Origin of the sequence: Anaerobacillus alkalilacustris (genome assembly GCF_001866005.1) — a bacterium.
Classification (GTDB): domain Bacteria; phylum Bacillota; class Bacilli; order Bacillales; family Anaerobacillaceae; genus Anaerobacillus; species Anaerobacillus alkalilacustris.
In genome coordinates, this window is sequence record NZ_MLQR01000029.1 from 101,884 (window position 1) to 124,743 (window position 22,860).

At 34.2% G+C, this 22,860-nt stretch carries 17 protein-coding genes; 1 reads left to right on the forward strand and 16 read right to left on the reverse strand.

What is annotated here, in order from left to right; genetic code table 11:
* Positions 1–224 precede the first annotated feature (224 nt).
* Positions 225–1,160: a stage V sporulation protein K gene (gene spoVK, locus BKP37_RS11200; RefSeq protein WP_071309680.1), complete on the reverse strand. Its 936-nt coding sequence runs from the start codon at positions 1,158–1,160 to the stop codon at positions 225–227.
* 171 nt (positions 1,161–1,331) lie between these two features.
* Between spoVK and BKP37_RS11205 the strand changes: the two genes are divergently transcribed.
* The gene (locus tag BKP37_RS11205; RefSeq protein ID WP_071309681.1) at positions 1,332–2,321 is read left to right on the forward strand and encodes a tyrosine-type recombinase/integrase; all 990 of its coding nucleotides are present in this window, start codon (positions 1,332–1,334) and stop codon (positions 2,319–2,321) included.
* Between the two features lie 161 nt (positions 2,322–2,482).
* On the opposite strand, the gene hfq is transcribed toward BKP37_RS11205, so the two are convergent.
* From hfq to recA, 15 genes are all read right to left on the reverse strand, one after another.
* Positions 2,483–2,713: an RNA chaperone Hfq gene (gene hfq, locus BKP37_RS11210; protein WP_071309682.1), complete on the reverse strand. Its 231-nt coding sequence runs from the start codon at positions 2,711–2,713 to the stop codon at positions 2,483–2,485.
* Positions 2,714–2,757: 44 nt separating this feature from the next.
* Entirely contained in the window at positions 2,758–3,684 is a 927-nt protein-coding gene (gene miaA / locus BKP37_RS11215; RefSeq protein ID WP_071309683.1) for a tRNA (adenosine(37)-N6)-dimethylallyltransferase MiaA, read from the reverse strand.
* Positions 3,685–3,705: 21 nt separating this feature from the next.
* Entirely contained in the window at positions 3,706–4,479 is a 774-nt protein-coding gene (locus BKP37_RS11220; RefSeq protein WP_071309684.1) for a class I SAM-dependent methyltransferase, read from the reverse strand.
* Between the two features lie 302 nt (positions 4,480–4,781).
* Positions 4,782–6,686, reverse strand: coding sequence for a DNA mismatch repair endonuclease MutL (gene mutL / locus BKP37_RS11225; RefSeq protein ID WP_071309685.1), 1,905 nt, complete (start codon positions 6,684–6,686; stop codon positions 4,782–4,784).
* 37 nt (positions 6,687–6,723) lie between these two features.
* The gene (mutS, locus tag BKP37_RS11230; RefSeq protein ID WP_071309686.1) at positions 6,724–9,327 is read right to left on the reverse strand and encodes a DNA mismatch repair protein MutS; all 2,604 of its coding nucleotides are present in this window, start codon (positions 9,325–9,327) and stop codon (positions 6,724–6,726) included.
* Between the two features lie 70 nt (positions 9,328–9,397).
* Positions 9,398–10,561, reverse strand: a complete 1,164-nt coding sequence (locus tag BKP37_RS11235; protein WP_071309687.1) for a putative amidoligase domain-containing protein — start codon at positions 10,559–10,561, stop codon at positions 9,398–9,400.
* A gap of 113 nt (positions 10,562–10,674) precedes the next feature.
* Positions 10,675–11,247 (reverse strand): outer spore coat protein CotE, encoded by a 573-nt coding sequence (locus tag BKP37_RS11240; protein WP_071309688.1) that lies wholly within the window; start codon positions 11,245–11,247, stop codon positions 10,675–10,677.
* 555 nt (positions 11,248–11,802) lie between these two features.
* Complete coding sequence (locus BKP37_RS11245; protein ID WP_084034668.1) at positions 11,803–12,216, reverse strand: YlbF/YmcA family competence regulator; 414 nt, start codon at positions 12,214–12,216, stop codon at positions 11,803–11,805.
* A gap of 1 nt (position 12,217) precedes the next feature.
* A complete protein-coding gene (miaB, locus tag BKP37_RS11250) occupies positions 12,218–13,765 on the reverse strand; it encodes a tRNA (N6-isopentenyl adenosine(37)-C2)-methylthiotransferase MiaB (protein ID WP_071309689.1) in 1,548 nt (515 codons plus the stop codon).
* A gap of 505 nt (positions 13,766–14,270) precedes the next feature.
* Positions 14,271–15,137, reverse strand: coding sequence for a 2-oxoacid:ferredoxin oxidoreductase subunit beta (locus BKP37_RS11255; protein ID WP_071309690.1), 867 nt, complete (start codon positions 15,135–15,137; stop codon positions 14,271–14,273).
* A complete protein-coding gene (locus tag BKP37_RS11260; protein WP_139193112.1) occupies positions 15,138–16,877 on the reverse strand; it encodes a 2-oxoacid:acceptor oxidoreductase subunit alpha in 1,740 nt (579 codons plus the stop codon). It abuts the gene before it with no gap.
* Between the two features lie 840 nt (positions 16,878–17,717).
* Positions 17,718–17,978 carry a stage V sporulation protein S gene (locus BKP37_RS11265; protein ID WP_071309691.1) on the reverse strand — a complete coding sequence of 87 codons (261 nt, stop codon included), beginning with the start codon at positions 17,976–17,978 and terminating at the stop codon, positions 17,718–17,720.
* Positions 17,979–18,206: 228 nt separating this feature from the next.
* Positions 18,207–19,001, reverse strand: a complete 795-nt coding sequence (locus BKP37_RS11270; RefSeq protein ID WP_071309692.1) for a TIGR00282 family metallophosphoesterase — start codon at positions 18,999–19,001, stop codon at positions 18,207–18,209.
* A 448-nt stretch (positions 19,002–19,449) separates the two neighbouring features.
* Positions 19,450–21,015, reverse strand: a complete 1,566-nt coding sequence (gene rny / locus BKP37_RS11275) for a ribonuclease Y (protein WP_071309693.1) — start codon at positions 21,013–21,015, stop codon at positions 19,450–19,452.
* 658 nt (positions 21,016–21,673) lie between these two features.
* On the reverse strand, positions 21,674–22,723 hold the full coding sequence (gene recA, locus BKP37_RS11285) for a recombinase RecA (protein ID WP_071309695.1): 1,050 nt from the start codon (positions 22,721–22,723) through the stop codon (positions 21,674–21,676).
* Positions 22,724–22,860 lie beyond the last annotated feature (137 nt).

Sequence of the window (22,860 nt, forward strand, 5' to 3'; positions counted from 1 at the left end):
ATTTCACAACCTTTTTTTCTAAACTCTTTTTGTTACAATTTATTATTACCATTCTTTACTATAATCTTTCTACTAGAAAAAGCGCAAGTGGTCTGGAGAATTACTACCTTTAAAGTTGTACGAAGACTTGCGCATAGCAGCTGTTACATTAATCCATAAAAGAAAACGAACCTTCTTATTTCACACTGAATTACAATCTAGTACTTTAATTCCACAGAAAAAAATCAAGTTTTTCTCATCTTAAAGTCATCTTTCGTTAACGTTAATAGTGTTTCTCTGTCATATTTACCTTCATGCAGAAGCCGTACAGCCTGTGCCCTAACTGCCTTTTCTACGACATTTCGAATTAACCGGCCATTACTAAAATTATAGCTTCTTTCCACTCTTAATGACTGTAAATAGTCTCGTAGTTTCCATTCAGCTTCTGTAGAAATCACATACTCTCTTTCATTTAACATTTTTTTTGCGATCTCCATTAATTCATCGTTTGTATAATCGGGAAACTTCATCGTTATCGGAAAGCGTGACGGTAAACCAGGATTTAAGGATAAAAAGTGGTCCATTTCTCTAGAATATCCTGCTAAAATCAGAACAAAGTCATGTTGTTGGTCTTCCATTGCTTTGACCAAAGTATCAATAGCTTCTTTTCCAAAATCTTTTTCTCCACCTCTTGCTAAAGAGTAAGCTTCATCAATAAATAAAATACCACCAACAGCTTTTTTTACTAAATCACGTGTTTTTTGTGCAGTATGCCCTATATATTCACCTACCAAATCCGCGCGTTCCACTTCTAGCAAATGACCTTTTGACAATACTTCCATTTCCTTGAAAAGTTTAGCTAAAAGCCTAGCAACCGTGGTTTTCCCTGTTCCAGGATTCCCTTTAAAAATCATGTGCAATACTTGCTTTCCTACTTTTAATCCTTGTTCTTTCCTGCATTTATTAATATATAGCCACGCATAGATTTCCTTGATAAATTTTTTCATTTCTGATAATCCAACTAACTCTTCAAGCTCTTTTTCAATTTTTTCAAGAATATAGTGCTTTTCCCTATCTACATCAGTAAAGACACTTTTTTGATCAAAATTTTTTTTTAACTCCTTCTGATTTAAGACGATATTTATCTGTCCTCTAGACTTAAGAGACAAGGGTTTATCCATAGACTTCACCACCTTATCAACATATTAAAGTCGGAAACTTAATCAACCATTTGTGATCAGTATACTCCAAAGCATGAAAAGTGTGACAAATGCCTATTTTCTCTTGCTATTTTAAAGCAACAATAGTCAATCGTTGTTATAATTAATGTAATAATATCAGGAGGGGATGTAATGGATATTCTAGATAAAACATCTTTACCTAGCTTTGTTAAAGAATTTTTATTTCATTTAGTACAAAAAAAACGCAAGTCTTCAACAATTAGAAGGTACATATACGACTTAGAAGATTTTTTTCTATGGCTTCATACTGAAAAAAAAGATCTTACGTTTTCTACCTTTGCAAATTTATCTTCAACTGATATTAATAATTACTTCAACATATTAACAAAAACTCGCAATTATCAACCAAGAACAACAAAGCGGATACAAATCGTTTTAAATCAGCTCTATAAATATTATGACAACCAAGGGTTATCCAAAAACCCGATTCATAAGATTTCTAAAATAGAAATTGGCGAACCATTAATGATGGCGGAAGATTTTTTAACCGAACAAGAAATTATCCATTTATTTACATCAATCCGTTCTTATGATGGGTTATCAGAAAACCAACTCAAAACTAGACATTTCATCGTTAATCGTAATGAGGGGATTTTTATATTATTTCTGTATTACGGTTTAACACTTCAGGAGCTAACGGGTATTCAGATGACAAATATACATTTTGAGACAAACTCAATTGACATAACAAATCCAAAAAAGCTAAGACAAATTAAAATAACACCTGAACACAAACAAATTTTGTACAAATATTATCATACAATCCCAATACCTGTACGACCGCGTTACCATGAAGACGATCCTTTCTTTGTGGCATTTGATTTTCAGCGTGGGACTTACCGTTGGGTTTATGATAATAATAAACCAAAACGATTAACGAATATAGCCATTCAACGAATGATTCAAAAAGAGATTACAAGAAGTGGTCTTAGGAAGGGAATTTCTGCACAACATTTTCGAAATACGTTTATTTTAAAAGAAATTGAGAAAGGGAAAACCATCTCCCTATTAAAAGAGGATTTAGGTTTACAAACAGATCTTTCTTTGAATAAATTTTTTCGATTTTCTTCTTCTCAAAAGAAAAGCGCAGGAGCAAAGTAGCATGGAGGATATTCAAGAAGTAATCCAAGAAGACATTGAAGTCAGTAACTTGACTGAAGTGACCGAGCTCGTAGGCTGCTTGCGCTAGACAGTTTTCAAGTTAGAAATTAATAAATTTTGATTATGTAAAAAATAAAAAGCTCCCTAAGGAGCTTTTTATTTTAGTTCTCTTGGTTTAAAGGAACATTTTTTTGTGGCGAGAACGTTGATATCGCATGTTTATAAACCAATTGTTGTTTACCTTCTGTTTCTAAAATAACCGTAAAATTATCAAAACCTTTAATTAAACCTCTTAACTGAAATCCGTTTAAAAGGAAAACAGTAACAGGAATACTTTCTTTTCTTAGTTGATTTAAAAATACATCTTGAATGTTTACTGATTGTTGCTTCATTAATAGTCCTCCTCTAATAGCTATAAGTATATATTTCGCCTTTTTTATAATCTTTCCTCTATTAATTTTTTAATTTCTTCCTTCTTTTCGTAAAAATTATGTTCATTTAGTTCAAACCATTGAATATTCATCTTATTACGAAACCACGTAAGTTGACGTTTAGCATATCTTCTTGAATTTCGTTTCAATAATTCAATCGCTTCTTCCTTTGTTATATGACCTTCTAAGTAATCATATATTTCTTTATAGCCAATTGCTTGAACAGATTGACAATCCTTAACTCCATTATTATATAATCGTTTAGCTTCATCAATAAGTCCTTCATCAATCATCATATCTACTCTTCGATTTATCCGATCGTAAAGTATGGTACGATCCATCGTTAACCCTATTAACGCTAACTCATAACTACTTTCCGTTGGTTGAGCAGATTGATAGTCGTGGATTGTCTTTTTTGTTACATAATAGACTTCTAGCGCCCTAATCACACGCCGGTAATTGTTAGGGTGAATCGTTTCGTAACTAATTGGATCAATTTCTTTTAATTTTTCATGTAATGTAATTACACCATTTTTCTCGACTAACGCTTCTAAACTTTGGCGGTATTCTGGATCATTCGGGGCATCAGGAAAATTGTAATCATAAATAACCGAATTAACATACAATCCCGTTCCACCTACTAACAAAGGTAGTTTACCTTTTTTTGATATACTTGTTACAAGCGGTTTGACTAAATCTTGAAATTCAGCGACTGAAAAGCTTTCATTAGGGTTCTTAATATCGATTAAATGATGAACAATACCATCCATCTCTTCTTCCTTAATTTTCGCTGTTCCAATGTCCATCCCTCTATATATTTGCATTGAATCCCCGCTTATCACTTCTCCATTTAGCTCCTTAGCTAACTCAACACTTAATTTTGTTTTCCCCACTGCAGTAGGTCCAACAATAACGACTAGCTTTTCTTTCATGAGTAACTCCTTTTAACCATATCATAATTCTATTGAACCATAATGGAATTGAGAAGTAGGGCGTTTATATACATGGAAATTAAATAATTTAAAACGCATGCTTTTCCAATGATCCTTTAAAACTACGCGCTTTTTGGCTACACGTTTTGCTTCTTCAATTGTTTCCAAATCAAGAGGGTTATATAACGCATAACTACGTAGTGGATTTATTCCATCTGATTCACTAATTTTAGACTCGAACATCGGATCGAAGTATACAACGTCAAAAGAGTTTGTTTTCTCCCGAACAAGATAGTCAAGATTGTTCACTTGAATTACTTCTATTCTTTGCATCGCTTCATCCATTAGACTAAGTCCACTTTTCCAATTGCATAACCCTTGCTTAATTATATAAGCAAGATATGTATTTCCTTCTACACCTACCACTTTACCATTTTTTCCAACAACTACACTTGATACTATACTATCAGATGCTAGCCCCAATGTACAATCTAGGAAAGACATATTTTCTGTAAGTTTTGTCGCTAATAAAAATGGATCCATCTCACCTCTTAAAAACCTCTTTACCCGAAACATCGCTGAATTGGGATGGAAAAATAGCGGGTCTTTTTTGTCCATTTGATATACTTCTAATCGATTGGAACTTACTACAAGCACATCACTGTTGTATTCTTTATGTAAGGTAGGTAGCGGTCTATGGTTCCGTGAGACGAAAGGTAATTGCAAGTCGCTAGAAACTTTCTTAGCTTTTTCATTTATTTGTTGTGAAGTTCGTAATGATGTTGTGCAAATCATATTTCTCCTCAAGTTTTCATATTTCATTTTTTCCACTAAGATACTATATCTAGTAACGTTGAACCGTTCGTAACTAGATATACATTGACGCGAGTCGTTTTTGGTAATTATAAAATTCACTCAGTTATTAAATAAATTTTGCTTTTTTTCGATAAGCCAAGTTTTTCTAATATTATAGTCTCTTCTTTGGTGGCTTGCAAATTTTTCTCATGTAAAAAGAAAAAAAGACTGAGTACAAACATTGATTTCCCTTTATAAAATAAAAGAAAAAATCTTTGTAATTGGTCAGTCTATTGCTTAATTCACATTATTCTTTTAAACATTTTTTCCATTTCATAAGTTGTAAAATGAATAAAGATTGGTCTACCGTGCGGACATGTAAAGGGTTCTTCGCATTTACGTAACGTTTCTAACAAAGAAAAAATTTCATCATTTCTCAAATAACGATTCGCTTTAATTGCAGCTTTACATGACATTAGTATAGCTGCATCTTCTCTTAAATTTCCGATAGATACTTTTTTCCCGTTCATCACTTCTTCAACAATATCTTTAATAATTTCTTCTTCAAGTCCAACAGGAAACCAAGTTGGATGGGAACGAACAATAAAACTTTGTGTTCCAAAAGGTTCCATAAAAATACCTACATCTCGAAGTAATTGATCATTTGTTTTTATTCGTTCAACCTCACTAGTTGTAAACTCAAATGTAATTGGAACTAATAAATCCTGTAACTGTTTATGGTCTTCACTTACTTTTTTTCGAAAGTACTCATATTTAATACGTTCCTGAGCTGCATGTTGATCTACAACATATAAACCCTTTTCGTTTTGAGCTAAGATGTAAGTTCCATGCATTTGACCTATTGGATATAGAACAGGTACACGCTCATTAACTTGAACATTTTTTTCGGTAGGATTTTCAACGTAACTTTCATGTAAAACATTTTCATCTACATCACTTTCTTGTACATGGTGTTGCTCAAATTCAACTCCTTCGAACATTGAAGAAGTTTCCAGGCTTTTTGAAACAATGTTTTTTTCTTCCCTGTCCCCTTGAGTTTCTCTTAACATAACAGGACGTTCATTTGTCCAATCTTGACTGTGATCTTGTTCTCTTTCGGGCACAGGGTTCGTTTCATTAAGAATCGAATGTTCTAGAGATAATGCAATTTGTTCAGACTTTTCCTTTTGAAGCTTTGGAGTTTTCACTTCAGGAATTAAAGAAACTTGTTTAAAAGTAGCTTTAATTGTATTAGTAACTAGCGTATTTAACTCGGCTTCTTTGCTTAATCTCACTTCTAACTTTGACGGATGAACATTCACATCAATTATACTAGGATCCATTTCAATATGGAGGACAACTACTGGATAACGTCCGATAGGTAGTAAAGTATGATACCCATCTTGAATAGCCTTTGTTAACGGATAATTTTTAATATATCGGTAATTTATAAAAGTTGACATATATTGTCTTGAAGCCCGAGTTACTTCAGGTTTACAAACATACCCTGAAATCTTAAAATCTAGCGAACTACCTTCAAAATAAACCATTTGTTTTGCAATGTTCATTCCATAAATAGCTGCAATCACTTGTCTTAAATCGCCATTACCGTTTGAAGAGAATACTTTTTTCCCATTATGGTCTAATTGAAAAGAAATAGATGGGTATGACATTGCAAGACGATACACATAGTCTGTAATATTTCCGAGCTCTGTATGGACTGTTTTTAAATATTTTAGTCTTGCGGGGGTATTATAAAAAAGATTAGTTACTGTTATATCTGTTCCTTTACGACTTGATGATGATCCACTCTCAATAATCTTACCACCCTCAATATTCACAACCGTACCTGGCCCGTTACCAGTACATGTTTTTAACTGTAGATACGATACTGAGGCAATACTTGGCAGTGCTTCACCACGAAACCCTAATGTTTTAATACGAAATAGATCTTTATCTGTTCGAATTTTACTCGTTGCATGACGATGAAATGCCACTAAACAATCCTCATTCTCAATTCCATCACCATTATCAACAATTCGGATTTTCTGCATACCGCCGTCTTCTACCTGAATGTGGATTGATGTACTATTAGCATCAATAGAGTTTTCAACGAGTTCTTTAACGATTGATGCAGGTCTTTCAACCACTTCTCCGGCGGCAATTTTATTTGATAAACATTCATCTAATTTAACAATTTTGCCCACGTTTAATCACTCTTTTCTATATTTTAAAACGCTACCGTTATGCCTTTAGCTTCTTTTGTAAATCATTTAGCATTTGGATTGCTTCTAGCGGTGTGATATTTAATAAATCTAATTTTTTTATCGAAGAAATTACCTTCTTTTCTTCATCACTTGAAGGTTTTACCTGTTTTTTTGTTTTGCCTTCACCCTCGTTAAATAAAGAAAGTTGAACAGGTTTATCACCCTCTACTGTTAGGTTCTCAGAAATCTTCTGATATGATGGTTGATTTTCTAGTGTTGCCAATATTGTCTTCGCTCTAGTTATCAATCTATTTGGCAACTCAGCAAGCTGAGCCACATAAATTCCGTAACTTTTGTCAGCTTGTCCATCGATTACTTTATGCAAAAAGACGACCTTTCCCTCTTCTTCAACGGCACTCACGTGAACGTTTTTCACGGCGCTAAGGTCATGTTCTAAAGCTGTTAGTTCATGATAATGTGTTGAAAATAATGTTTTTGAACCAATTTCGTCATGGATATATTCAATTATTGCCTGTGCTAATGCCATTCCATCATACGTAGATGTTCCACGACCGATTTCATCTAATAAAATCAAACTATTTTTCGACGCTTTTAAAATTGCATTTTTCGTTTCTAACATCTCAACCATAAATGTACTTTGTCCGCTTGCGAGATCGTCCGCTGCACCAATTCTTGTAAACACCTGATCAAAAATAGGTAAGTTCACCGAATCTGCTGGCACATAACAACCAATTTGCGCCAAAATAGAAATTAGTGCTAGTTGACGCATATAAGTACTTTTACCAGCCATATTCGGTCCAGTGATTAATAAGATTTCTCGTTCTTCGTTCATAATTACATCATTTGATACGTATTCACCAGAGTTTAGAACTTTTTCAACTACAGGGTGACGTCCTTCAAGAATTGAAATATGACGCTCATCATTAAATTGTGGCTTTGTATACCGATTTTCTTCACTAACCTTAGCAAAACTTTGTAAAACGTCTATTTCGCTTATTTTTTTTGCGACATATTGTAATTTAGAGATATACTGTTTAACATTTTCACGCAGTTGTAAAAATAAATCGTATTCTAACTGCTCTATTCGTTCTTCTGCTTCTAGTATTAGTGCCTCTTTTTCTTTTAGTTCTGGAGTGATAAACCTTTCTGCATTAGACAGCGTTTGTTTTCTCTCATATCGCCCTTCAGGAAGGTGCACAAGGTTTGCTTTTGTAACTTCAATATAATATCCAAATACCTTATTATATCCAACCTTAAGAGACTTGATTCCTGTTACTTGCTTTTCTTGTTGCTCTAGTCTGGCAATCCAACTCTTACCGTTTCGACTAGCATCACGATATTGATCTAACTGTTCATTGTAGCCATCTTGAATGATCCCCCCGTCTTTGATAGAAAGAGGTGGATCTTCTTTTAAAGACTTTGATAACATGATTAATAACTCGTCACATGTATCAATGTCTTTTATTATCTCGTCACCATAGCAGTTATTTAATTCTTTTACAGCTGAAATTATTATAGGAATTTGTTGTAATGAGCGTTTCAATTGAACTAGTTCCCTAGCATTTACATTCCCATATGCCACCTTACCTGCTAATCGTTCTAAATCATAAACTTCTTTTAAAAGTTCACGTAATTCTTCTCTTTGGAAATATTGTTCAATAAATGTTTCTACCATACTAAGTCTTTGGTCAATTTGTTTTTTATTTAATAAAGGACGTTCGAGCCATTGCTTTAAAAGTCGTCCGCCCATTGCTGTTACCGTTTTATCTAGTAACCAAAGAAGAGAGCCCTTCTTTTTCTTTTCGCGAATCGTTTCTACAAGTTCTAGATTTCGTTTCGAATGTAAATCAATTCGCATAAAATCTGTTGGTGAATAGTCAACAACTGGTTGCAAATGCTCTAATGAGCGTTTTTGCGTCCGAAATAAATAAGAACACAGTCTTCCAAATGTTGCAATCAACTTTTTTTGCTCTAGTTTATTCACTAACGAATGAAAGCTTTCTGGCAGTTCTTCATTAGGTTCCAATGATGCGGTTACTGCAAGTTGTTGAAGTAAGGCCTTTATATTTTCTTCTGAATGATCAGGGGAAAATATAATTTCTTTTGCTCGTGTTGTAGCAATCTCATTAATTACATCTTGCCAACTACCTTGGATGATTGTGACAAAATTTTCACCGGTTGTTAAATCTGTTAAAGCAAATCCGTATGTTTCATCTAAAAAATCTGTAACCGATGCAATGAAATTATTCTCTTTTTCTTGAATTGTTTTGCCGTCCATCACAGTCCCTGGTGTTATTAATTTAACAACTTCTCTTTTAACAACTCCTTTTGCTTGACGTGGGTCCTCAACTTGCTCACAAATAGCTACTTTATATCCTTTCTCTATTAATGTTTGAATATATTGTTCAGCTGCATGATAAGGAACACCGCACATAGGAATTCTCTCAGTATCCGTACCAGTTCCTCTACTCGTTAACGTAATTTCTAATTCTTGCGACGCTAATTTAGCATCTTCAAAAAACAATTCGTAAAAATCTCCTAAACGGAAAAATAAAAAGGCATCCTTATATTCTGCCTTTATCGTTAAATATTGTTTTATCATAGGCGTATATTCTGCCATTAAATGTTCCTCCAATTTCTATAGTCACCGATAAATATTATACCATATTCATAGAGTATGCTCGACAATTTTAGACGAGTTTTTTAAGGAACGAGACATAATTAATAAATAAAGCTTTTTCCTTTTTTTCAATAAAATAGTCCTCATTTTCTTTTATCCAATCCGTTAGAGATCTCGTTTGACAATCACAACAATAGTAACTTTGTAAATCTTTTTTCTGAAAGTTAGAAGCTTCTAACTTGGTAGGGTTTTTCATTAAGAATTCAACCCATAGGAGCAATGGTAAACTATTTGGGATCAAATTAAACCATGATGGTAATACTCGATATTCAAAACCTTGAAAACGATTTTCTCTTACTGATCCTAATCTACCGTAATATCGTCTACGTTGGAAAGATGGTTTTTGCTCTACGTATGAAAAAGGAATAGTAACAAATTGATCTAGTAAACGTACATGCTGAAATGTAAGTGGGGTATTTCCAAAGTGAATATGACCGCCAAGAAAAAAACGTCCAAATGGATGCGCGTCTGTAATAATAGTTAAATAATGATTAGATGTCGCCTTTTGTAGCTTCTGATACAAAAGAAAAACATCATCAAAAAGTTCTGTCATATTACTTGCAGGTTTGGAACGTACTTCCACAATAGGGTGAATTACTCTCTTCTTATGAACAGCAATTGCATCATCAAGTCCTATTTGACCTTCTTTTAATAAAGCATCCATGTTCATAAAACTTGATGTATGTAAATTTTTCACCATTAACTCTATGTCACAACCAAACGTTACATTTTCAAAATTTTTGTTTTTATTCCCCAATGTCAATAATAATAATTCCTTCTCTTTCTTTGTTAATTCTTCAAGTTTTAGCGACCTAACTTGTATAACAGTAATCCCTTTTTTACCGCAGCGTTGAACCACACATTCTCCAAGAGGAATGGATAGTAAATACAAACATTGGATCGCAAATTCCTTAAGTTCTTTTTCAAAATAAAATTCATCGTATTGAATTTCTTTCCATACTATGTTTGAAGAAAATAGCAAAGCAGAGGAACAAGTACCTCTTTTAGCTGATAATAAATTAAAATGAAATGCTCGTACTTTAACTTGATTCCTTCCCCCGTTATGTATTTCACCTAATTTTATCCCATGATGTTTAAGCATAGAGGGTAACTGTGGGTTTAGCTTAAAATTAATTTTCTCGTGAAAAGAAATTATTTTATCATCAATAGTCATAATTCACCTTCTTTCTTTATAATACAGCTGGAATTACACACAAATTCCTATTCGCATGTCTTGAATGATTTTATGAAAAAAGCTAGGAAGAAGTAAACTTCTTCCTAGCTTTATTATTCTTCTAATTCACCTGTTAGGAAGTTAGGGTCTAAATCTTCAAACTCTTCATCTTCTACATCATAATCCCATGTCTTAGCATCTAGTTCGTCTGAAATCCCATCTGGATTAACATACACACAAACCTTTGTCTCCCCAATACATTCCACTAAAAATTCTCGCTCTACTTGAACAATCACATTCGTTCCATTAGGGGCTATAGTAGCTTCAAGAGTATTAGGTTGTTGAATTGCTCTAGCAATTACTTCAAGCTCCTCACTTAAAACATTTTTGTCTTGCAAAGTTAGTGGTACAACATCTGTATAAGTTACCGTCTCTGTCGCTACTTCTGTTTTTGTATTGTTACTATACGAGAACCAGATATTAGCATCATAGCTTCCACGAACTTCGATACAATCTCCCTTCTTTTCCGCCTCGTACTTATGGTTAATGATCCAACAACCTAAAATACTTGACGGTTTATGGGAAGGGCGTATCGTATGACTTGCTTGTGAGAATTTTCTCCCTTTTCCACAAACGGCTTTTGTAATAATCTCTCTGTAGTTTAATTCTTTTTCTGTTTGCGACATTTGTTTTTACCCTCCTCAAACAATTGGTTGTTCTCCGCGAGACTTCTACACATTTGTTAATCTTGTATAAAAGTCCCTCCCAAACAGTCTTCACTCTCATCCTATGCAAGACAAATGACTATTGTGCTAACTATTTGGATTATTCGAAGAAAACGTTCAAAATAGTTTCCTATAACATTGATATTAAAGCATATGTCAAAACATTCGTAGTTGTGCTAATTTCATTTTCTTTTTCATTTATATATATGGCTATATTATGATTTTCATTCCACAAATCTTTTAATTTAATACGGTACGTGAAATTTAATGTATATTAAAAAATCTAGCTCTATTGCCTCAATTCAACCTAGGTTACAAGGTAAGCCTTAGTTTAAAATTAAAGTAGAGCTAGATATTATAGATATGCATATTTTTAATTATTTGTAAACCATCTTACCAATGATGGTAGTTATAAAAATTCATTCTTTAGTGAAAGATTATTTTCTGACAAAACCATTTTTATGTGAAATTTCAAACTCGACGGAATACTTTTCCAAATGAGTCGAAGATATTTTACTATTTAGTGTCTCTTTTTTTAGTAGTTCCTTGTAAAATCTCCCCACCTGTAGCTTTCTCCATCTCATTAGTAACAGTAGTTGAAATTGTAGTTGCTACAATCTGCAACAATTCATTTACATCCAATTGACTTTGTTTAAATTGTTTTACTACTGGAATTCCATCCAATTCAGTTTGAAGTGTTGCAATTTCTTGTTCTGCTTTTTTTAAAGCTTCGAATTTACCATAATGCTGTAAATTAACAGCTTCTTTTTGCATTCTTTTTATTTGACTAATTAAATGTTGAACTTTTATAGAATTATTAACTTGTGATTCAGCCTGTTTGAAAAGTTCAACTTCCTCAGTTTCAGAGATCATTTTAGCAATTGATTTTGCTTTTGATAGGATCTTATCTTTTGAATAAATTTTATCCACTTTATGCCTTCACCTCAGCATCCTCTTTAACAATTTGGCCGTCTAACGACCAAGTTTTTGCTGCTGTAATTTTGACGTGAACAATCTGCCCAATCACAGATTTTGTGCCAGAAAAATTAACAAGTTTGTTGGTTCTTGTTCTTCCAGATAAAACCTCTGGATTTTTCTTACTTTCACCCTCGACAAGTACTTCAAAAACTTTTCCTTCTAATTCTTTATTCTTTTGAGCTGAAATATCGTTAATAAGAGCATTTAAACGTTGTAGACGATCACGTTTCACTTCATGTGGAACATTATCTTCCATTTTTGCTGCTGGTGTGCCTTCTCTTGGAGAATAAACATACGTATAGGCACTATCATACTCCATCTCTTTAACTAGCGACAATGTATCTTCAAATTGCTCCTCAGTTTCATTAGGGAACCCTACGATAATATCAGTAGTTAATGTAGCATTTGGAATTTTGGTTTTAATTTTATTTGCTAACTCAACATATTGATCTCGAGTGTATTTTCTTGCCATCAATTTTAAAATTTCTGTATTCCCACTTTGTACTGGTAAATGAATATGCTCTACTAAATTTCCACCCTTAGCTAAAACATCAATTAAATAGTCATCAAAATCTCTTGGGTGACTAGTAGTAAAACGAACCCTCGGGATATCAATTTTACGAATTTCATCCATTAAATGACCTAAACCGTATTCCATATCCTCAAAATCTTTACCGTATGCATTTACGTTTTGTCCTAATAACGTTATTTCTTTATAACCTAAACGAGCTAATTCGCGTACCTCACTAATGATATCATCAGGACGTCTACTTCTTTCTTTTCCTCGTGTATAAGGCACAATACAGTACGTACAAAATTTATCACAGCCGTACATAATGTTTACCCAGCCTTGTAATTGTCCACGACGTGCACGAGGCATATTTTCAATAATATCTCCTTCTTTTGACCACACTTCAATAACCATTTCTTTGTTAAAAATTGCATCTTTTATTAGATGTGGAAGTCGGTGGATATTGTGTGTTCCAAAAATCAAGTCTACTTGCTGATGTTTTGCTAAAATTTTGTTTACAACATTTTCTTCTTGTGACATACAACCACAAACACCAATAATTAATTCTGGTTTTTCTCTTTTTAATGGTTTTAAGTTTCCAATTTCGCCAAATACTTTGTTTTCAGCATTTTCACGAATAGCACATGTATTTAATAGAATAACATCAGCTTCTTCAGTTATTCCTGTTGGTTCGAATCCCATTTCAAGTAATATCCCCGCCATATTTTCCGAATCATGTTCATTCATTTGGCATCCATACGTACGAATGAGGAACTTTCTTCCTTCCCCTAGATTACGCATCTCTTCTGGAATATCAAAATCATAATGAACCTTCACATCTTCTTTTCCACGACGCTTAGCCTCTTTCAAATTAGGCTGTGTGAAAGTAGTTTGAAAATATTGACCGTAGTCTTTTTTCTGTCCGGATTTTTTGTCCGCAGAAGAAAGGTCTAGGTTAATTGTCATTTGCTTTTTCTGTTGTTCATTCATCGTACATTCTCCTCTTTTCTTAATTGATAGTAACAATATTCTAGTATAACGGGTTAAAACTTTAAACTCAATAGTTTTTGAAAACTGATAAAGCTGAACTTCAATCATTGGAGGAAGATGCCCTTCACTGATTATTAGTTTACTAAAACCACAGGCATAAGAATACTTCATTGATAAAAGTTATTTTACTTCGGACCTTTAGGGGCAGTTAATCCCCTACCTCACGTTTGGATTTTCTTACGTTTTGAGTTTGGTGTCCTACACTTAAGAGTGGGATAAATAACACCTTAAAGTGCTGTTCACTTTTTCACTCTACTAACACTATTGACTTTTGACAATGTGAATAAACATTAAAACCACTCCCATTTAGCTGAGCTCCCCTTCATCAATGTTATACACAGCAGACTTTTGGATTGACAAAATACAAACACTTAATTTTAATAAAGATACATAATAAAACACGCAAGAAAATAAATTTCTTTGCGTGTTTTATAGTAATATGACTTCACATAAATTCTGTTAGCAAATGATCGAACGTTTCTTTTTTTAGAGAAATATCTTGCTTGGCTAACGCACCCTCTCTAAAACCTGGAACTAACTCTTCGTAAGATGGTTTTTGTTTGTTTTGATATATTAGCCCAGTTACTAGTCCATTATATTCCATTAATGTATTTACTGCTTGAACGCGATTTGTTGGATCATAACCTTCAATTGTATCTAACTTTTTAATGTTCTGTTTGAACCATTCATACGTATTAATTTTATTAAATGTCACGCATGGGCTAAATACATTAATAAATGAAAAGCCTTTATGTTTTATACCTTGTTCAATAATTGATGTTAACTCCTTTAAATCACTTGAAAAGCTTTGGGCAACAAAACTTGCACCTGCAGAGATCGCTAGTTCCATTATTCCAATAGCAGATTCAATTGACCCTTCTGGTGTACTTTTTGTTTTAAATCCCATCTCACTTCTTGGTGATGTTTGCCCTTTAGTTAATCCATAGATTTGATTATCCATTACTATATACGTTATATCAATGTTTCTTCTAATTGCGTGAACCGTGTGGCCCATTCCAATAGCAAAGCCATCTCCATCTCCACCTGAAGCAATAACAGTTAATTCACGATTAGCCATCTTTACTCCTTGAGCAATCGGTAATGAACGACCATGAATACCATGGAACCCATATGAATTAATATAACCTGAAATACGACCAGAGCATCCAATCCCCGAAACTATTGCAAGATCTTCTGGTTGTAAGCCCACATTAGCTGCCGCTCTTTGAATTGAAGCTTGAACGGAAAAATCTCCACATCCAGGACACCAGTTTGGCTTTATATTATTGCGGAAGTCTTTAAATGTAGCCATTTATAACAACTCCTTGCATTGATTATAAATATCAGATGGTAAGAATGGATTTCCGTCATATTTTAATATATTTTCTAGATTACAATTACACATATTCATCTTAATGATGTTAGAAAGTTGTCCAGTAGCATTATTTTCAACTACAACAACTTTTTTTGCATTATTTATCAAAGGCCTAAGTTCATCAACTGGAAACGGATGAACTAATCGAATTTGTGCATGATTTACTTTTAATCCGTCAGCTTCTAATCGTGGCATAATTTCCTCGATCGTCCCTCTAGTAGAATTAAACCCAATAATTAACAAATCACATTCTTCATGTGAAGCATTTGAATAGATCGGCATATTGAATTTTTCATGAAGGGTATTGAGTTTAGACAATCGTTTATTCATTTGATAAGTTCGATTTTTAGGGTCTTCAGATGGTTTTCCTTGCTCATTATGTTCAACACCTGTTACATGATGAATTCCATTTTTCATACCAGGGATAACACGTGTTGAAATACCATCCTTAGTTACCTCATACCGCTTGAAATACTCACCATTTGTATCTGGTAATTCTGCATTTATGTCAAGTTTTCCCCTTCGAATTTTTAATCGACTATGATCTAGCGGTTCTACGGTTTGCTTACCTAAGGATAAAGCCAAATCTGTAAGAAGGATAACTGGACACTGATATTCTTCAGCAATGTTGAAAGCTTCTGCACTATCATAGAAAGCTTCTTCAACCGTACTAGGAGCAATAACGACCTTTGGAATTTCCCCGTGTGTCCCGAAAATCATCGCCATTAGATCTGATTGCTCCTGTTTGGTTGGAAGTCCTGTGCTTGGACCACCACGTTGGGTATTAATAATTACAAGCGGAGTTTCGGTTATTCCCGCCAAACCAATTGCTTCCATCATTAGTGACAAACCAGGTCCTGCAGATGCAGTCAAAGTTCGAACACCAGCATAGTTTGCTCCTATAGCCATCGTACAAGCTGCAATTTCATCTTCAGTTTGGATTACAGCCCCACCAAAAGTTGGTAATTTCTTTGTTAAGTATTCCATAATTTCAGATGCTGGCGTTATTGGATAGGCAGGCATAAATCTAGCTCCACCTGCTAACGCACCTAACGCAATAGCATGGTTACCTATCATAAACATGCGTTTTTTCCCATCAGCTTTAGCCATATGAAATGAATCAGTCTGACCGCTTATACCATTTACTAAAAATTCAGCTCCTCGTTTAATTGCTTCCATATTTCTCTCTACAACCGAACTACCTTTTCGAGAAAATATTTCTTCTACTACCTCACGGTAAGCTTCATATGAAAAGCCAAGTAATGCACTCGATGCCCCTACCGCTACCATATTTTTCATTAATGAAGTACCTAAATCACTAGCAATTTCAGTAAAAGGAACTGCATGCAATATTACTTTTGAACTATCCGGTACAGTTGGGTTAAATTTAGAATCAGCTATAACTATTCCACCATGTCTTAATTCGTGAAAATTTACGTCGATTGTCTCTTGATCAAACGCAACTAGTATATCTAATTCATCAGAAATAGAGTTAATGGCTTTCGTACTTACACGAATCTTATTGTTTGTATGTCCACCTTTAATACGGGAAGAAAAGTGACGATATCCATAAAGATAATATCCAAGTCTATTTAAAGCTATCGAAAAAATTTCACCTGTACTTTCAATACCTTCCCCTTGTTGCCCTCCAACTTTCCAAGAAAGTTGATTGATCATGTTCTCCACCCCTTTTGGTCAACGACAATGTCATGATACGGAAATGAATTGTGACAATTTTGTTAAAGTTCTGAACGATTACAATGATAGACCTAAAACAAGGAAAAATCAAGAAATTTCTCCCTTTAATTTCTCAGCTAAACAACGTTCAAAAATACGTTTATCACCAATATTTTGTACCCATCTAATTTTTAGTATATAGGGCTATTATCCGTTTATTACAACACAAAATATGTAAAGAAATATAAATTCCAATTTAACATTTAAGATTACTATGCAACAAACGTTATATATAGTCATGATAATCATTTTTATAACCTATAGAGCTTATTTAGAGTAGGTTTAGTGTTTTCTCCCCGTTATTGTGAACTTTACGAAACATCTTTACTAATACTTAAACTTTACTTTTTACTTTTGGATACACAATAAGATGATAAAATTCATTTAAAACACAAAGTGAACGCTCACACTATTTTTTAGTACATTTTAAGAGCCTTTACAAGAAAAGCGCAAGCGCCTCGGTCACGAGCGAAAGGCACTGGAAGGCCTTTGACAGAAGCCGCTCTTTGGCTTCCGAAAAGGACAGAAGTGACAGAGCTCGTAGGCTGCTTGCGCTAGACAGTTTCCAAGTTAGAAATTTATAAATTTTGAAACTGTAAAAAATATGAACTTTATTTATTCTTAACATAGTTAATATAGTTCACCTTTTTATATTTCAAATCCTACTAAAAAAGAAAAGTTTTAAAAACGAATTAACAACTCATTCCGACAATTATCACTAATTTTTGAAAATGATAACAAAAAGCCTGCTTGTTCAATAGAACAAACAGGATGATTGTTTTACCTAGGTTCTACAATTAACTTTATCGCTGTTCTTTCTTCTCCATCAATTTTAATGTCTGTAAAGGCCGGAATACAAATTAAGTCAATACCACTAGGTGCAACAAATCCTCTTGCTATAGCAATTGCCTTAACAGACTGGTTCAGTGCCCCTGCACCAATGGCTTGAATTTCTGCAGCGCCCCGTTCACGAATGACACCCGCAAGTGCACCCGCTACTGAATTTGGATTAGATTTTGCTGAAACTTTTAATACTTCCATTCCTTCGAACCTCCTTAATGATGCGAAACTGTGTTTTATCATTATTGGAATGATAATAGATCTGCTTCTTCAATTTTTAAATAGTTTCTGAAAACAAATAATGCCTTGTTTTGTATATATTCAAAAAACAGCATGATATTCCACATATTAAGAAGTTTAAATTAAAAGTTAGTGTTTTTATCAAAAAATTAAGTAAAAGTAAAACTGATATTGCTTATTAAGTGAGCTTTAATCAAAAAAAGGATGGTCTTCATTTATGATAATTGGTGTAATTGATTTTGCACCACCGGTATTTTGATCAACATCGATAATAACACCATTTAACTGTTCTCTACCTTTTGCCACTTCAAATCTTACTGGTAAGTTTGTTAAAAATTTATTCAAAACAGCTGTACGTTCCATCCCTAAAATGCCATCATAAGGACCTGTCATACCTACATCAGTCATATATGCTGTCTTATTTGGTAATATGCGATAATCGCCAGTTTGTACATGTGTATGAGTTCCGATTACCGCAGTTACTTTTCCATCCAAGTACCAACCCATCGCTTGTTTTTCACTAGTAGCTTCAGCGTGAAAGTCGACAAATATGATCGGTGTTTTCTTTTTTATTATACTAACTAACTCGTCTGCTTTTTTAAATGGGCAATCCAACGGAGGTAAAAATGTTCTCCCTTGTAGGCTTATGACTCCTACTTCTATTTGATTTACCTTTATAATTGTATAGCCATTTCCTGGGACTTCCTCTGGGAAATTCGCTGGTCGAACTAGGGTTGGGCAATGATCAATTACCTCAATTAATTCTCGTTGATCCCATGTATGGTTCCCTAGTGTTACAACTTGAGCTCCTAATCCTAATATTTGTTTATAAATTTTTTCTGTTATACCTTTTCCCGCTGCTGAATTTTCACCGTTTACGATGGTAACTGTTGGTTTATATTTTGATTTTAATTTTGGTAAGTAAGTTGTTAGCACTTCTCTTCCTGATGAACCAACTACGTCACCTATAAATAATATCCTCATTTTTTGCACCTCTATATGTATGTTTGTCTGAATTCTACCATAATGTCGTTTTAATGCCAATTAATGATGTGTATTTGATTATCTCGTTATCTCATTCAATCCCCATCGAATGAGATAGAGATTTTTGTTAGTGAGCTCATAATGCTCTTTTTCATTCACTGAAAGCTACTTACGTAGTGAATTGCTACTGAATTTCAACCAATCCAATATATATAATATCTTCGCTCGTTTCTTTTAATGAAAGACACAGGCTGTTTTTTTCAGTACCAGATTTTATAAAATTCTAACTTGGAAACTGTCTAGCTCCTGGCGTCTTGCGTTTTTCTTATTTGAATTTGCTATTAAATTATTACACAAGAATGAATTGATTTACAGATAACAAGTAAGATATTGTTTTATTATTATAATGTACTAATACGTAAAAAAATAAAGTGGCTGGTGGGCCACTTTATTTTGCATACTCAACTGCTCGCGTTTCACGAATAACGGTAACTTTAATGTGTCCTGGATAGTCGAGTTCTTCTTCAATTTTCTTCGTAATATCTCTTGCTAAACGATATGCTTCACTATCATCAACCATTTCTGGTTTAACCATAATTCTGACTTCACGTCCAGCTTGGATTGCATACGTTTTTTCAACACCATCAAAGGACTCAGAAATTTCTTCAAGTTTTTCTAAGCGACGAATATACGTCTCAAGTGTTTCACGTCTTGCTCCTGGGCGAGCCGCTGATAAAGCGTCTGCAGCTGCAACAAGGGTTGCAATAATAGATGTTGCTTCTGTGTCACCATGATGTGAAGCGATACTATTTATAACAACAGGATGCTCCTTATATTTAACTGCTAATTCGACTCCAATTTCCACATGACTTCCTTCTACTTCATGGTCAATTGCTTTACCTATATCATGGAGAAGACCTGCTCTTTTTGCCAGTTGAACATCTTCACCTAATTCAGCCGCCATAATACCTGCCAATTGAGCAACCTCTATAGAATGCTTAAGAACATTTTGTCCATAACTAGTTCTAAACTTAAGTCGTCCTAAAATCTTAATTAGATCAGGGTGTAGACCGTGTATCCCTATTTCAAACGTTGTTTGCTCCCCATAATCTCTAATCATTTCATCTACTTCACGTCTAGACTTATCTACCATCTCTTCTATACGCGCAGGGTGGATTCGACCATCTTGAACTAACTTCTCAAGAGCTGTACGGGCAATTTCCCTTCTTATCGGATCAAATCCTGATAAAATAACCGCTTCTGGTGTATCATCAATAATAAGATCAATACCAGTTAATGTTTCAAGAGCACGAATATTTCGACCTTCACGTCCAATAATTCTTCCTTTCATTTCATCATTTGGAAGATTTACAACTGACACTGTAGTCTCAGCAACGTGGTCAGCCGAACAACGTTGTATTGCAAGTGATACAATCTCTTTCGCTTTCTTGTCAGCTTCTTCTTTAGCCTTAGTAACTAAATCTTTTACCATTAAGGCCGTTTCGTGAGTTAACTCATCTTTTACGTCTTTCATAATGATTTCCCTAGCTTCTTCTCTAGTAAATCCAGAAATACGCTCAAGTTCAGCTTGCTGTTCCTGTAAGAGTCCCTCCACTTTGCTTTCCATCTCTTCAATCTGTCGTTGTTTTTTGGTGAGAGCTTCCTCTCTCTTTTCCAATGATTCCTCTTTTTTATCTAAGGTTTCACTCTTACGGTCAAGGATCTCTTCTTTTTGTACCAAACGATTCTCTTGTTTTTGAATCTCATTTCTTCGTTCACGAACATCTCGCTCAGCGTCTTGACGAAGTTTATGAATCTCATCCTTACCTTCAAGGACGGCTTCCTTCTTTACTCTTTCAGCCTCGCGCTTACTTTCTTCAATAATTTGTTTTGCTGCATGTTCCGCACTAGAAATTTTAGCTTCTGCAATGGATTTTCGAACAAGATATCCAACAACTGCACCAATGGCCACAGAGACAAGCAAAATGAAGATGAGTACAATAATGTTATCCAATACTTTCACCTCCTCTTGCTATCTAATTGTTGGTTTCATCATCATACATTATTTTCAGATCATTCTAATTGGTGTGCACATCCAGCACAGGATACTCTTCTTATACTTAATAAAGAGAAAAATTTCATAAAGTATAAAAAAAATAACCAATAATTAAATGTAAAATGCGGTATTCTCCACAATTGTATAATTGGATAATGTTATTGTCAAGCTTTGTCAATAATGGACTGTTCTATACATTATAATTTTTGTCTGTTTCATTGTGATTTACGAGATCAGAAAAAATACTTTTCTGTAAAATAGTATTAACAAAAAGTTAATTCGCCCAAATCTAGATGAGTAAGGAGACTCTATTGATTTTAGAAAAGTTTTATTATTTTTTTGAAATAAGAAAAGCGCAAGGCGCCCGCCTATCGGTGACAAACACTGGAAGACCTGCTCGTAGCGGTCGGTTTTTGACCGAAAGAGAAGGTCTGAAGTTATCGAGCCGATGGCGCCTGGAGCTAGAGAGTTTCCAAGTTAGAAATTTATAAATTCTGATTATATAAAAAATGACTTAAAAACTGAATCGCCGTTTTTTGAAAGTTTGTAACTTTAGGTGACAAAAAATTTACAACTTCCTCAATAAAACGATTCAATTTAAGTCATTTTTCAATCATCATTTTAAATCTAGTGGAAGATCAGCAAATTCATCATCTGTTGGCGCATCAACTTTGATCTCACCATTTAGTCCGTAGTGTTCACGAATTTTTGTTTCAATAGTTAGTGTAATGTCACTATTTTCTTTTAAGAATTGCTTGGCATTTTCTCTACCTTGTCCTAAGCGTTCGTCATTAAACGAGTACCAAGCACCACTTTTTTGGACAATATCAAGATCAGAACCAATATCTAAGATAGACCCTTCTCTAGATATCCCTTCACCATACATAATGTCAACGTCTGCTTGCTTAAATGGTGGGGCAACTTTATTTTTAACTACTTTTATTTTTGTTTTGTTACCAACCATATCGTTACCTTGCTTTAATACTTCAGCTCTACGTACTTCCAGTCGAACAGATGAATAGAATTTAAGGGCTCTTCCGCCAGGAGTTATTTCTGGATTACCAAACATTACTCCAACTTTTTCACGAATTTGGTTTATAAAGATAGCGATAGTCTTAGATTTATTAATAGCTCCAGAAAGCTTTCTTAGTGCTTGAGACATCAAACGCGCTTGAAGTCCTACGTGGCTATCTCCCATTTCCCCTTCAATCTCAGCCTTAGGGACAAGGGCTGCTACCGAGTCAATAATAAGAATATCAACAGCACCACTACGAACTAAAGCTTCTGCAATTTCTAATGCTTGCTCACCTGTGTCAGGTTGTGATAACAGTAGTTCATCTATATTAACACCTAAATTCTGAGCATATATTGGATCAAGAGCATGCTCTGCATCAATAAAAGCTGCTTGTCCGCCTTGTCGTTGCACTTCTGCAATCGCGTGTAGAGCTACAGTTGTTTTACCAGAAGATTCCGGACCATAAATTTCAATAATTCGGCCCTTTGGATAACCACCTACCCCAAGGGCGATGTCAACTGCTAATGAACCAGTAGAAATTGTAGACACTCTTTTTTCTGCTTGTTCCCCTAGTTTCATAATTGAACCTTTTCCGAATTGCTTTTCAATTTGTCGTAATGCCATATCTAAGGCCGCTCTACGATCACTCATGTTTCATCTCTCCTTATATGTAAATAAATTACAATTGTCTTTATTTGTTTATGGTGCATGTAAAAGCTATACCATTATCATAACTTGTTTTTTGAGATTTGCCAATAGTTTTAACGAACATTTATTCGGTTTTCTTA